Genomic DNA, 12,949 nt, shown 5'->3' on the forward strand with positions numbered 1-12,949 from the left:
CCACCCCCCCCGCCCGGGTGGTCCGGCCCTGAGGCCGGACCCGTGTTTCAGTCTTCCGAGGCCTGTTCAGCTTCGGCTTCAACCACCGGTGCCTCGACCGCGGCCGGGGTGCCGGCAAGGGTCTGCATTTCCGACTCGGTGAGGCCGGAAGCGCCGCGACGGCGGTTGCTGTGGTACGCCAGGCCGGTACCGGCCGGAATCAGGCGACCCACGATGACGTTTTCCTTCAGGCCACGCAGGTTGTCCGAGGTGCCGCGGACGGCCGCTTCGGTCAGCACGCGGGTGGTTTCCTGGAACGACGCGGCCGAGATGAACGATTCGGTCGCCAGCGAGGCCTTGGTGATACCCAGCAGGACCGGATCGAAGTGCGCCGGCAGCTCATTGCGGGCTGCAAGGCGGGCATTCTCCTCGATAACGCGCTGGCGCTCCACCTGTTCGCCGTTCAGGAACTTGCTGCTGCCCTGGTCGGTGATCTCGACCTTGCGCAGCATCTGGCGGGTGATCACCTCGATGTGCTTGTCGTTGATCTTCACGCCCTGCAGGCGGTACACGTCCTGGATTTCCTTCACCAGGTAGGCGGCCAGCGGTTCGACACCCAGCAGGCGCAGGATGTCCTGCGGGCTCGGCTCGCCGTCCACGATGGTTTCACCCTTGGTGACATGCTCGCCTTCGAACACGATGACCTGGCGGTACTTCGGGATCAGCTCTTCGTGCTCCGAACCATCGGTGTCCTTGATGATCAGGCGCTGCTTGCCCTTGGTGTCCTTGCCGAAGCTGATGATGCCCGAACGCTCGGCCAGCACCGCCGGATCCTTCGGCTTGCGCGCTTCGAACAGATCGGCCACGCGCGGCAGACCACCGGTGATGTCGCGGGTCTTCGACGCTTCCTGCGGGATCTTGGCGACCACGTCACCCACGCCGACGGCAGCGCCGTCCTGCAGGTTGACGATCGAGCGCGGCGGCAGCAGGTACTGCGCCGGCAGGTCGGTGCCCGGAATCGACAGGTCGTTGCCCTTGGCGTCGACGATGCGCACGATCGGGCGCAGGTCCTTGGCCTGGGTACCACGACGCTTCGGATCGGTGATTTCGCGCGACGCCAGGCCGGTCAGCTCGTCGGTCTTCTCGATGACGGTGATGCCGTCGACGAAGTCGATGAAGCGGATGAAGCCGGCCACTTCCGACACGATCGGGTGGTTATGCGGATCCCAGTTGGCCACGGTCTGGCCAGCCTTGATCGCATCACCGTCCTTGGACGTGATGGTCGCACCGTACGGCAGCTTGTAACGCTCACGCTCACGGCCGTGGGCATCGAGCACCGAGATTTCGCCCGAGCGCGACACTGCCACCAGCGAGCCGTTGGCATGCTCGACCGACTTGAGGTTGCTGAACTTGACCGAGCCGGTGGTCTTGACGGTGATGTTGTCGACCGCAGCAGCTCGCGACGCCGCACCACCGATGTGGAACGTACGCATGGTCAGCTGGGTACCCGGCTCACCGATGGACTGGGCGGCGATGACGCCGACCGCTTCACCGATGTTGACCAGGTGGCCACGGGCCAGGTCGCGGCCGTAGCAGCGCGAGCAGACGCCGAAGGCCGATTCGCAGGAGATGGTCGAGCGGACCTTGATGGTCTGCACGCCGGCGTCTTCCAGCTTGGCAACCCAGGCTTCGTCCAGCAGGGTGTTGCGGGTGACGATCGGATCTTCGTCGTTGCCCGGCAGGAACACGTCCTCGGCAACCACGCGACCCAGCACGCGGTCCTTCAGCGGCTCGACCACGTCGCCGCCTTCCACGATCGGGGTCATGATCAGGCCTTCGGTGGTACCGCAATCCACCTCGGTGATCACCACGTCCTGTGCCACGTCGACCAGACGACGGGTCAGGTAACCCGAGTTCGCGGTCTTCAGCGCGGTATCGGCCAGACCCTTACGGGCACCGTGGGTGGAGTTGAAGTACTCCTGCACGTTCAGGCCTTCGCGGAAGTTCGCCTTGATGGGCGTCTCGATGATCGAGCCGTCCGGGCGGGCCATCAGGCCACGCATGCCGGCCAGCTGACGGATCTGCGCCTGCGAACCACGCGCACCGGAGTCGGCCATGATGTACAGCGAGTTCATCGACTTCTGGTCGATGGTCTCACCCTTGGCATTGACCACCTTCTCGGTACCGATGGTGTCCATCATCGCCTTGGCGATGCGCTCGTTGGTGCGCGACCAGATGTCGACCACCTTGTTGTAGCGCTCGCCGGCGGTGACCAGGCCCGACTGGTACTGCTCCTGGATTTCCAGCACTTCGGCTTCGGCCTCGGTGAGGATGCCCTTCTTCTCGTCCGGGATCAGCATGTCGTCGATGCCGATCGAGACGCCGGCGCGGGTCGCGTAGGCGAAGCCGGTGTACATCAGCTTGTCGGCGAACACGACCGTGTCCTTCAGGCCCAGCTGACGGTAGCTGGAGTTGATCAGGCGGCTGATGTTCTTCTTGGTCAGCTCGGTGTTGGCCAGCGCGAACGGCAGGCCTTCCGGCAGGATTTCAGCCAGCAGGGCGCGACCGATCGTGGTGTCCACGATCGAGGTCTTGTTCTGCTTGTTGCCGTCTTCGTCGGTCACCACTTCGGTGATGCGGACCTTGACGCGCGCGTGCAGTTCCACCACGCGGTTGTCGTAGGCACGCTTCACTTCGGCGATGTTGGCGAAGGCCATGCCCTCGCCCTTCTTGTTTTCCAGCGAGCGGGTCATGTAGTACAGACCCAGCACGACGTCCTGCGACGGCACGATGATCGGCTCGCCGTTGGCCGGCGACAGGATGTTGTTGGTCGACATCATCAGCGCACGCGCTTCCAGCTGGGCTTCCAGCGAGAGCGGCACGTGGACCGCCATCTGGTCACCGTCGAAGTCGGCGTTGAACGCGGTGCAGACCAGCGGGTGCAGCTGGATGGCCTTGCCTTCGATGAGCACCGGCTCGAACGCCTGGATGCCCAGGCGGTGCAGGGTCGGCGCACGGTTCAGCATCACCGGATGCTCGCGAATGACCTCTTCCAGGATGTCCCAGACTTCGGCTTCTTCGCGCTCGACCAGCTTCTTGGCGGCCTTGATGGTGGTGGCCAGGCCACGACGCTGCAGCTTGGCGAAGACGAACGGCTTGAACAGCTCGAGCGCCATCTTCTTCGGCAGGCCGCACTGGTGCAGGCGCAGGTACGGGCCGACCACGATGACCGAACGGCCCGAGTAGTCGACGCGCTTGCCGAGCAGGTTCTGGCGGAAGCGACCCTGCTTGCCCTTGATCATGTCGGCCAGCGACTTCAGCGGGCGCTTGTTGGTGCCGGTGATGGCACGGCCACGACGGCCGTTGTCCAGCAGCGCATCGACCGACTCCTGCAGCATGCGCTTTTCATTGCGCACGATGATGTCCGGCGCGCTCAGTTCGAGCAGGCGGCGCAGGCGGTTGTTGCGGTTGATGACGCGGCGGTACAGGTCGTTCAGGTCGGAGGTCGCGAAGCGGCCGCCATCCAGCGGGACCAGCGGACGCAGGTCCGGCGGCAGCACCGGCAGCACGGTCATGACCATCCATTCCGGACGGTTGCCCGATTCCAGGAAGGCTTCGATCAGCTTGATGCGCTTGGTGAGGCGCTTGAGCTTGGTTTCCGAACCGGTAGCGGCGATTTCCTCGCGCAGGCGGGTCATTTCCGACTGCAGGTCGATCGTGCGCAGCAGTTCGTACACGGCCTCGGCGCCCATCGCGGCGTCGAAGTCGTCACCGTGCTCCTGGCGGGCCTGCAGGTACTGTTCCTCGGTCAGCAGCTGGCGGCGCTCCAGGGCGGTCAGGCCCGGCTCGGTCACCACGTAGGCTTCGAAGTACAGCACGCGCTCGATGTCGCGCAGGGTCATGTCCAGCATCAGGCCGATGCGCGACGGCAGCGACTTCAGGAACCAGATGTGCGCGACCGGCGAGGCCAGGTCGATGTGGCCCATGCGCTCGCGGCGCACCTTGGCCAGGGTCACTTCGGTACCGCACTTTTCGCAGACCACGCCGCGGTGCTTCATGCGCTTGTACTTGCCGCACAGGCACTCGTAGTCCTTCACCGGGCCGAAGATGGCGGCGCAGAACAGGCCGTCGCGTTCCGGCTTGAAGGTACGGTAGTTGATGGTTTCCGGCTTCTTCACTTCGCCGAAGGACCACGAACGGATCAGGTCCGGCGAAGCCAGCGCGATCTTGATCGCGTCGAAGTCCAGCGTCTGGCGCTGCTGGTTGAAGAGGTTGAGCAGGTCTTTCATGGTGTTCTCCAGAAGGAGGAATGCTGTGTCGATGGGCTTTCAGTTCACTGCCAGCGGGGGGGGGGGGGGGGGCGGCGTTGGCCGCCGCGCCGGCATGGATCAGTTGTCTTCCAGTTCCATGTTGATGGCCAGCGAGCGGATTTCCTTCACGAGCACGTTGAAGGATTCCGGCATGCCCGCGACCATCTCGTGCTCACCGTCGACGATGTTCTTGTACATCTGGTTGCGGCCCTGCACGTCATCGGACTTCACCGTCAGCATTTCCTGCAGGGTGTAGGCCGCGCCGTAGGCTTCCAGCGCCCAGACTTCCATTTCACCGAAGCGCTGGCCGCCGAACTGCGCCTTGCCGCCCAGCGGCTGCTGGGTGACGAGCGAGTACGGACCGGTCGAACGGGCGTGCATCTTGTCGTCGACCAGGTGGTTCAGCTTCAGGTAGTGCATATAACCGACGGTGGTGTGGCGATCGAACGCTTCACCGGTGCGGCCGTCGTACAGCTGGGTCTGGCCACTGCTCGGCAGGTCGGCCAGTTCCAGCATGCGCTTGATTTCCGCTTCGGTGGCACCGTCGAACACCGGGGTGGCCATCGGCACGCCGTCGGTGAGGTTACGGGCCAGACGCAGCAGTTCCTCGTCGCTGAACTGCGACAGGTCGACACGGTTGGCCACGTTGGTGTCGTCGTGGTTGTAGATGTCGTCCAGGAACTTGCGCAGGTCGGCAACCGCCGCCTGGGCTTCCATCATCGCCTGGATCTTGCGGCCCAGGCCCTTGGCCGCCCAGCCCAGGTGCACTTCCAGGATCTGGCCGATGTTCATACGCGACGGCACGCCCAGCGGGTTCAGCACGATGTCCACGGTTTCGCCCGAGGCCATGTACGGCATGTCCTCGACCGGCACCACGTTGGAGACCACACCCTTGTTACCGTGGCGGCCTGCCATCTTGTCGCCCGGCTGGATGCGGCGCTTCACGGCCAGGAACACCTTGACCATCTTCAGCACGCCCGGGGCGAGGTCGTCACCGGCGGTGATCTTGCCGCGCTTGTCGGCGAAGCGACGCTCGAATTCCTTCTCGTGCGCCTGGATCTGCTTCTGCGCGCGCTCGATGGCTTCCGAAGCGTCCTCGTCCTTCATGCGCAGGGCGAACCAGTCAGCCTTCTTCAGGCCGTCCAGGAAGGCGTCGGTGATCACGTCACCCTTCTTCAGGCCAGCGCCACCGTTGACCACCTTGCCCACGATCTGCGAACGCAGACGCATGTAGATGGCGGCTTCCAGGATGCGGAACTGGTCGTCGAAGTCCTTCTTGACGCGCTTGATTTCAGACTCTTCGATCTGGCGGGCGCGCTTGTCCTTCTCGATGCCGTCGCGGGTGAAGACCTGCACGTCGATGACGGTGCCGTCCATGCCCGGCGGAACGCGCAGCGAGCTGTCCTTAACGTCCGAAGCCTTCTCGCCGAAGATCGCGCGCAGCAGCTTCTCTTCCGGGGTCAGCTGGCTTTCGCCCTTCGGGGTGACCTTGCCGACCATGATGTCGCCGGCGCGGACTTCCGCACCGATGTACACCACGCCGCTCTCGTCCAGGCGGTTCAGCGCCTGCTCGGAGACATTCGGGATGTCGGCGGAGATTTCCTCCGGCCCCAGCTTGGTGTCACGCGCGACGCAGGTCAGCTCTTCGATGTGGATCGTGGTGTAACGATCCTCTTCCACCACGCGCTCGGAGAGCAGGATGGAGTCTTCGAAGTTGTAGCCGTTCCACGGCATGAACGCGATCAGCATGTTCTGGCCCAGGGCCAGTTCGCCGATGTCGGTGGACGGACCGTCGGCCAGCACGTCGCCGCGGGCGATGACGTCACCCACCTGGACCAGCGGACGCTGGTTGATGCAGGTGTTCTGGTTCGAACGGGTGTACTTGACCAGGTTGTAGATGTCCACGCCTGCATCGGTGGCGCCAACGATCTCTTCCTCGTTGACCTTGACCACGATGCGGGCCGCGTCGATCTGCACGATCTCGCCACCACGGCGGGCGTTCACGGTCACACCGGAGTCACGCGCCACGGCGCGCTCGATGCCGGTACCGACCAGCGGCTTCTGCGCACGCAGGGTCGGCACCGCCTGACGCTGCATGTTGGCGCCCATCAGTGCGCGGTTCGCGTCATCGTGCTCCAGGAACGGAACCAGCGCGGCCGCGATCGACACGGTCTGCATCGGCGAGACGTCCATGAAGTGGACTTCCGCCGGCGGCTTCAGCAGCGATTCGCCCTGGAAGCGGCACGGAACGAACTGCTCGGTCAGGGTGCCCTTGGCATCGGTCAGCGCGTTGGCCTGCGCAATGACGTACTCGTTTTCTTCGATCGCCGACAGGAACTCGACTTCGTCATAGACCTTGCCGTCCACGACCTTGCGGTACGGAGTCTCGAGGAAACCGTACTGGTTGGTGCGGGCGTACACGGCCAGCGAATTGATCAGGCCGATGTTCGGGCCTTCCGGGGTTTCGATGGTGCAGACGCGGCCGTAATGGGTCGGGTGCACGTCGCGCACTTCGAAGCCGGCGCGCTCACGGGTCAGGCCGCCCGGGCCCAGGGCCGAGACGCGACGCTTGTGGGTCACTTCCGACAGCGGGTTGTTCTGGTCCATGAACTGCGACAGCTGCGAGGAGCCGAAGAACTCCTTGATGGCAGCGGCAACCGGCTTGGCGTTGATCAGCTCCTGCGGGGTCAGGCCTTCGGACTCGGCCATCGACAGGCGCTCCTTGACCGCGCGCTCGACGCGGACCAGGCCGACGCGGAACACGTTTTCGGCCATTTCGCCGACCGAACGCACGCGACGGTTGCCCAGGTGGTCGATATCGTCGACCACGCCGCGACCGTTGCGGATCTCGGTCAGGACCTTGATCACGTCCAGGATGTCGGAGCTGTCGCCGTGGGCGGCGACCAGGCGCTTGGACTCTTCGTCGTTGCGCTCACCGAAGTACTTGCTGTCGTACAGCACGGCTTCGCCGGTGGTTTCCTTGCGGCCCACGCGGCGGTTGAACTTCATGCGGCCGACCGCGGACAGGTCGTAGCGCTCGAAGGTAAAGAACAGGTTGTGGAACAGGTTCTGCGCAGCGTCCTTGGTCGGCGGCTCGCCCGGACGCATCATGCGGTAGATCTCGACCAGGGCTTCCAGCTGGGTCTTGGTCGGGTCGATGCGCAGGGTGTTGGACAGGTACGGGCCACGATCCAGATCGTTCACCCACAGGGTGCCCACGGCATCCACACCGGCCTTGCGGAAGGCCTGCAGCTGCTCGTCGGTGATCTCGTCATTGGCCTGGGCCAGCAGTTCGCCGGTCGAGGCGTCAACCACGTCGTGCGACAGGATGCGGCCGACGATGTAGTCGTCCGGCACGGCCAGGGCGGCGATGCCCGAAGCTTCCAGCTGCTTGATGTGGCGCGCGGTGATGCGCTTGCCGGCTTCCACGATGACCTTGTCGCCGTCGGCGAGGTCGAAGCCCAGGGTTTCGCCACGCAGGCGCTCCGGCACCAGCTCCAGCTGGACGCCTTCATCCGGGTTGATGTGGAAGGTGTTGATCTCGAAGAACTCGGCCAGCATCTCTTCGTTGCTGTAGCCGAGCGCGCGCAGCAGGATCGACACCGGCAGCTTGCGGCGACGGTCGATACGGGTGAACAGCGCGTCCTTCGGGTCGAACTCGAAGTCCAGCCAGGAGCCGCGGTAAGGAATGATGCGGGCGCTGTACAGCAGCTTGCCCGAGCTGTGGGTCTTGCCACGATCGTGGTCGAAGAACACGCCCGGCGAGCGGTGCAGCTGCGAGACGATGACGCGCTCGGTGCCGTTGACGATGAAGGTGCCGTTCTCGGTCATCAGCGGGATTTCGCCCAGATAGACCTCCTGCTCCTTCACGTACTTGATGGCCTTGGTCGACGACTCACGGTCGTAGATCACCAGGCGCACGGTCACGCGCAGCGGGGCGCCGTAGCTCATGCCACGCTGGCGGCACTCGCGCTCGTCGAAGACCGGTTCGCCCAGCTTGTAGCCGACGTATTCCAGGGCAGCGTTGCCGCTGTAGCTGGCGATCGGGAAGACCGACTTCAGCGCAGCATGCAGGCCGTGGTCCGTGCGCTTGGCCGGATCGACGTTTTCCTGCAGGAATTCACGATAGGAATCCACCTGGATGGCGAGCAGGAACGGCACTTCGAGAATCGAGCGCTGCTTGCCGAAATCCTTGCGGATACGCTTTTTTTCGGTGAACGAATAGGACGTCATGAGGTCTTCCACCTTGTTGTGCGGATCGTGCGCCCACGATCCGAAGGGAACTTGAAATTGTCAGTTGGAAGTCGCTGGTATTGCCGGCACCAGCACGCCTTCTCCCGCTACTTCCAACTGCCAACTCGTCTGCTACCACGCCCCTGCTGCCGCGCACTGCGCTGGCCGGCGGGGTTTGACTGCAGCCCGTGTTGGGCTTTTTGCTGCATTTGAAACGGTAGAGTCGACTGTTAGTCGACTTCCTTCACAGCAGTCGACTAACAGTCGACTCTACCGACACCGCAACAACGACCAAAGGCCGGGGGCTTACGCCCCCAGCCTTGGCTGCATCGCCGTGAATCGGTGACGATGCAAGGTAACTGCTTACTTGACTTCGACAGTCGCGCCAGCAGCTTCCAGGTCCTTCTTCATCTTCTCGGCGTCTTCCTTCGAAGCGCCTTCCTTCAGGACGCCACCGGCTTCGGCCAGGTCCTTCGCTTCCTTCAGGCCCAGGCCGGTGATGGCGCGGACGGCCTTGATGACTTCGACCTTCTTGTCGCCGGCCGACTTCAGGGTGACAGTGAACTCGGTCTGCTCTTCAGCGGCAACGGCCGGGCCGGCGTTGACAGCCACGGCGACCGGAGCAGCGGCGGAGACGCCGAACTTCTCTTCGATGGCCTTGACCAGCTCCATCACTTCCATCAGGGACTTCTCGGCGATGGCGTCGACGATCTGTTCGTTGGTAAGGGACATGATTAATACCTTTGGATGATTTTCTGGGTTGAGGTTCCGTCAGGAACCACGGTAAGTCGAAACTCAGGCGGTCTCGGCGGCCGGTTCGGCAGCGTCGGCGGCGACGTCGCCACCACCCTGCTTCTCGCCAACGGCCTTGATGGCGCGGGCAAACATCGTGACCGGCTCGGTCAGGACGCGGGCCAGCATGGCCAGGGCCTGGTCGCGGGTCGGCAGCGAGGCCAGCACGTCGACGTGGCTTGCCGGGAACACTTCGCCACCGATGGCGACGACCTTAGCCTTCAGCTTGTCGTTGCCCTTGGCGGCTTCCTTGATCAGGCGACCGGCAGCGCCGGGCTCCTCGAGCGAGAACGCGTACAGCAGCGGACCAACCATCTGGTCCTGGGCGACTGCGAACTCGGTGCCTTCAACGGCGCGCGAAGCCAGGGTGTTCTTGACAACCTTCAAGAAAACACCGGTTTCACGAGCCTGCTTGCGCATCGCGGTCATCTGGGCGACCGTGGTGCCAGCGTATTCGGCTGCGATCAAGGAGTGGGCCTTGGCGGCGACGTCTGCCAGCTCGGCGACTACTTCTTGCTTCTGGGACAGATTGAGAGCCATTGCACTCCTCCTATTGAACTCCGCTTACGGCTCCTGCCGTGTGCGGTCCTGTGCGGCATCCGTCCTGGACGCCGGGAACATCGGGATGATGTTCCGGGGGTGGGCCGTTCTAGACCTGGAGTGGGCCAACCTGGGAAATCCCAGACGTGCGTGAACCAGAAAAACTCCAGAAGGGCACCATCTACGCAGGGTGATTCCGGGGAATCAATTAAGCGCTCATGACTGCTCCGGCGGCGACTCCTTGCCAGATCGAGCTTCCGTGCCCGTCGCCGGTATTGCCACGACCGCGCCTGCGGTCTTTGACGGCTACCGCGGGCGATGCACTGCCAACGATGCCTTCAAATGTCACGGTCACGGCACCGAAGGTACCGTGACCGCTTGAAACAATTACTTCAGGGTCAGCGACGACTGGTCGACGGTGACGCCCGGGCCCATCGTCGAGCTGACCGAAACCTTCTGCAGGTAGGTGCCCTTCGAGGTGGCCGGCTTGGCCTTGATCAGGTCCAGCAGCAGCGCGGTCAGGTTCGACTTCAGCGCGTCTTCGGCGAAGTCGGCCTTGCCGATGGTGCAGTGGATGATGCCGGCCTTGTCGGTGCGGTAACGGACCTGACCCGACTTGGCGTTCTTCACGGCTTCACCCGGGTTCGGGGAAACGGTGCCGACCTTCGGGTTCGGCATCAGGCCGCGCGGACCCAGCACGGTGCCCAGCTTACCGACGACGCGCATGGCGTCCGGGGTCGCGATGACGACGTCGTAGTTCAGATCGCCGGCCTGCATCTTCTCGGCCAGATCATCCATACCGACGGCTTCGGCGCCAGCGGCCAGGGCTTCATCAGCCTTGGCTCCGGCCGGAGCGAACACGGCGACGCGGACCGACTTGCCGGTACCGGCCGGCAGCACGGTGGAGCCACGGACCTGCTGGTCGGACTTCTTCGCATCGACGCCCAGGCGCACAGCGACGTCGATCGACTCGACGAACTTGGCCTTGGTGGCGCTCTTCAGGATGTTGATCGCGTCCTCGAAGGCGTATGCCTTGCCCGGAACGACGGCGGCCTTGATGGCCTTCTCACGCTTGGTCTGTGCCATCTTATTAACCCTCCACCACGAGGCCCATGGAACGGGCAGAGCCAGCGATGGTACGCACGGCGGCGTCCAGATCGGCGGCAGTCAGATCCGGTTCCTTCGCCTTGGCGATCTCTTCCAGCTGCTTACGGGTGACCTTGCCGACCTTCTCGGTGTTCGGGCGCTTGGAGCCCGACGAGATGCCAGCGGCCTTCTTCAGCAGGGTGGTGGCCGGGGTGCTCTTGGTGATGAAGGTGAACGTACGGTCCGAGTAGGCCGTGATGATCACCGGAACCGGCAGACCCGGCTCGAGCTTCTGCGTGGCAGCGTTGAACGCCTTGCAGAATTCCATGATGTTCAGACCGCGCTGACCCAGCGCAGGACCGACCGGCGGCGAGGGGTTGGCCTGACCGGCCTTCACCTGCAGCTTGATGTAACCGACAACTTTCTTTGCCATGTGAGTACTCTCCGGGTGCTAGCGCCTTTCGACAACAGGCTCCCCATCGGACCGGGAATCACGCGTCCCGGCATCGCGTTTTGAAATCATGCTGAAGGCCACCTTGCGGCGGCCTCGTCCTGCTGGCTTCCCAGCGGGGAGCCGCGCACTATATCAGGTTTTTTCTTCACATGCCTGAAGCAGCACATAAACGGACGAAACCGGGCAAGGCCCGGTTCCTGGTTCCGTAGAGTCGAGCTTGCTCGACCGATCAGCAAAGTCGAGCAAGCTCGACTCTACAGCTGGATCAGACGGCCTTTTCGACCTGGCCGAACTCGAGTTCGACCGGAGTGGCACGACCGAAGATCAGCACCGAGACGCGCAGACGGCTCTTCTCGTAGTTGACCTCTTCGACGACGCCATTGAAATCGTTGAACGGGCCGTCGGTGACGCGGACCATCTGGCCCGGCTCGAACAGCACCTTCGGACGCGGCTTCTCGACACCTTCCTGAACGCGGTTCAGGATGGCTTCAGCCTCGGAATCGGCAATCGGCAGCGGACGGTCGGCGGTGCCGCCGATGAAGCCCATCACGCGCGGGGTTTCCTTGACCAGGTGCCAGCTTTCGTTGTCGATGCGCGGGATACCGGCTTCTTCGTGGGTCTCGATCTGGACCAGCACGTAACCCGGGAAGAACTTGCGCTCGGAACGGCGCTTCTGGCCAGCGCGCATCTCGACCACTTCTTCGGTCGGGACCAGGACATCGCCGAAGCGCTCTTCCATGCCGTCACGGACGATGCGATCGCGCAGAGCCTGCGCCACCGACTTCTCGAAGCCCGAATAGGCGTGAACGACGTACCAACGCTTCATGCAATTCTCCTTAGCGGCTCAGGAACAACTGAACCAGCCACTGAATGACGTAATCGAACCCACCCAGCAACAGACTGAGAATGGTCACCACCACCATCACGACCCAGGTCATGCGGATGGCTTCCTGGCGCGTCGGCCAGACCACCTTGCGCAGTTCGAAGCGCGACTCGGAGAGGAATTCGCGGGTGTCGCGCCCCTTGCCGGTCAGCATGAACACGCCGATACCGCCAACCAGACCGACCACGACCGCCAACGCACGCAGCTGACCCGCCCACGCACCCAGCTGGGTGGCGCGACCGGAGTCGGCGGAGAACCAGAACCAGACGAACAGACCGGCCAGCACCAGCAGCGATGCGGCGACGTACTTGACGATATCCCCGCCGTTGGCGGAGTTGTCCTTGGAGTGTTCGATCTTGCTATTCATCCGGCTGTGTCTGCTTTAGCGGCCCAGGCCGCTGGATAAGGTGGGCAGATGGCACGCCAGGAGGGACTCGAACCCCCAACCTGCGGTTTTGGAGACCGCTGCTCTGCCAATTGAGCTACTGGCGTACGTGTTGAAACTTGCCTTCCCTTAGACGGCGAAGGCGGACCGAGGTTCCCGGCCCGCCATTCGCGTAACCGGCGGCGCTATGCAACCACCGGTACTGCAGGCTTACTCGATGATCTTCGAGACCACGCCGGCGCCGACGGTACGGCCGCCTTCGCGGATGGCGAAGCGCAGGCCTTCGT

General features: G+C 63.7%; 8 protein-coding genes, 1 tRNA gene and 1 pseudogene. All 10 read right to left on the bottom strand.

Translation table 11 applies throughout. The annotated features are described in order from the left end of the window. Positions 1 to 47 precede the first annotated feature (47 nt). Positions 48 to 4,268 (bottom strand): DNA-directed RNA polymerase subunit beta', encoded by a 4,221-nt coding sequence (gene rpoC / locus O0K41_RS20645; protein WP_005412340.1) that lies wholly within the window; start codon positions 4,266 to 4,268, stop codon positions 48 to 50. Positions 4,269 to 4,367: 99 nt separating this feature from the next. Next, positions 4,368 to 8,522, bottom strand: a complete 4,155-nt coding sequence (gene rpoB, locus O0K41_RS20650; RefSeq protein WP_005408205.1) for a DNA-directed RNA polymerase subunit beta — start codon at positions 8,520 to 8,522, stop codon at positions 4,368 to 4,370. 363 nt (positions 8,523 to 8,885) lie between these two features. Next, positions 8,886 to 9,254, bottom strand: coding sequence for a 50S ribosomal protein L7/L12 (rplL, locus tag O0K41_RS20655; protein WP_049403868.1), 369 nt, complete (start codon positions 9,252 to 9,254; stop codon positions 8,886 to 8,888). Between the two features lie 63 nt (positions 9,255 to 9,317). Next, on the bottom strand, positions 9,318 to 9,854 hold the full coding sequence (gene rplJ, locus O0K41_RS20660; RefSeq protein ID WP_005408203.1) for a 50S ribosomal protein L10: 537 nt from the start codon (positions 9,852 to 9,854) through the stop codon (positions 9,318 to 9,320). Positions 9,855 to 10,241: 387 nt separating this feature from the next. Continuing rightward, on the bottom strand, positions 10,242 to 10,940 hold the full coding sequence (gene rplA, locus O0K41_RS20665) for a 50S ribosomal protein L1 (protein ID WP_004154350.1): 699 nt from the start codon (positions 10,938 to 10,940) through the stop codon (positions 10,242 to 10,244). Positions 10,941 to 10,944: 4 nt separating this feature from the next. Beyond that, entirely contained in the window at positions 10,945 to 11,373 is a 429-nt protein-coding gene (gene rplK, locus O0K41_RS20670; protein ID WP_004145248.1) for a 50S ribosomal protein L11, read from the bottom strand. A gap of 286 nt (positions 11,374 to 11,659) precedes the next feature. Beyond that, the gene (nusG, locus tag O0K41_RS20675) at positions 11,660 to 12,220 is read right to left on the bottom strand and encodes a transcription termination/antitermination protein NusG (protein WP_004154362.1); all 561 of its coding nucleotides are present in this window, start codon (positions 12,218 to 12,220) and stop codon (positions 11,660 to 11,662) included. A gap of 10 nt (positions 12,221 to 12,230) precedes the next feature. Next, entirely contained in the window at positions 12,231 to 12,644 is a 414-nt protein-coding gene (gene secE / locus O0K41_RS20680; RefSeq protein ID WP_005408202.1) for a preprotein translocase subunit SecE, read from the bottom strand. A gap of 49 nt (positions 12,645 to 12,693) precedes the next feature. After that, positions 12,694 to 12,769 (bottom strand) — tRNA-Trp (locus tag O0K41_RS20685). A gap of 103 nt (positions 12,770 to 12,872) precedes the next feature. Continuing rightward, a pseudogene (locus tag O0K41_RS20690) lies at positions 12,873 to 12,949 on the bottom strand (elongation factor Tu); the annotation flags it as partial.

The sequence above is a fragment of the Stenotrophomonas sp. Sm2128 genome (assembly GCF_030985535.1).
GTDB classification, from domain to species: domain Bacteria; phylum Pseudomonadota; class Gammaproteobacteria; order Xanthomonadales; family Xanthomonadaceae; genus Stenotrophomonas; species Stenotrophomonas maltophilia.

Bases quoted from the DNA above. Each gene is read 5' to 3' on its own strand.
- rpoC (WP_005412340.1), bottom strand. From the start codon at position 4,268: ATGAAAGACCTGCTCAACCTCTTCAACCAGCAGCGCCAGACGCTGGAC.
- rpoB (WP_005408205.1), bottom strand. From the start codon at position 8,522: ATGACGTCCTATTCGTTCACCGAAAAAAAGCGTATCCGCAAGGATTTC.
- rplL (WP_049403868.1), bottom strand. From the start codon at position 9,254: ATGTCCCTTACCAACGAACAGATCGTCGACGCCATCGCCGAGAAGTCC.
- rplJ (WP_005408203.1), bottom strand. From the start codon at position 9,854: ATGGCTCTCAATCTGTCCCAGAAGCAAGAAGTAGTCGCCGAGCTGGCA.
- rplA (WP_004154350.1), bottom strand. From the start codon at position 10,940: ATGGCACAGACCAAGCGTGAGAAGGCCATCAAGGCCGCCGTCGTTCCG.
- rplK (WP_004145248.1), bottom strand. From the start codon at position 11,373: ATGGCAAAGAAAGTTGTCGGTTACATCAAGCTGCAGGTGAAGGCCGGT.
- nusG (WP_004154362.1), bottom strand. From the start codon at position 12,220: ATGAAGCGTTGGTACGTCGTTCACGCCTATTCGGGCTTCGAGAAGTCG.
- secE (WP_005408202.1), bottom strand. From the start codon at position 12,644: ATGAATAGCAAGATCGAACACTCCAAGGACAACTCCGCCAACGGCGGG.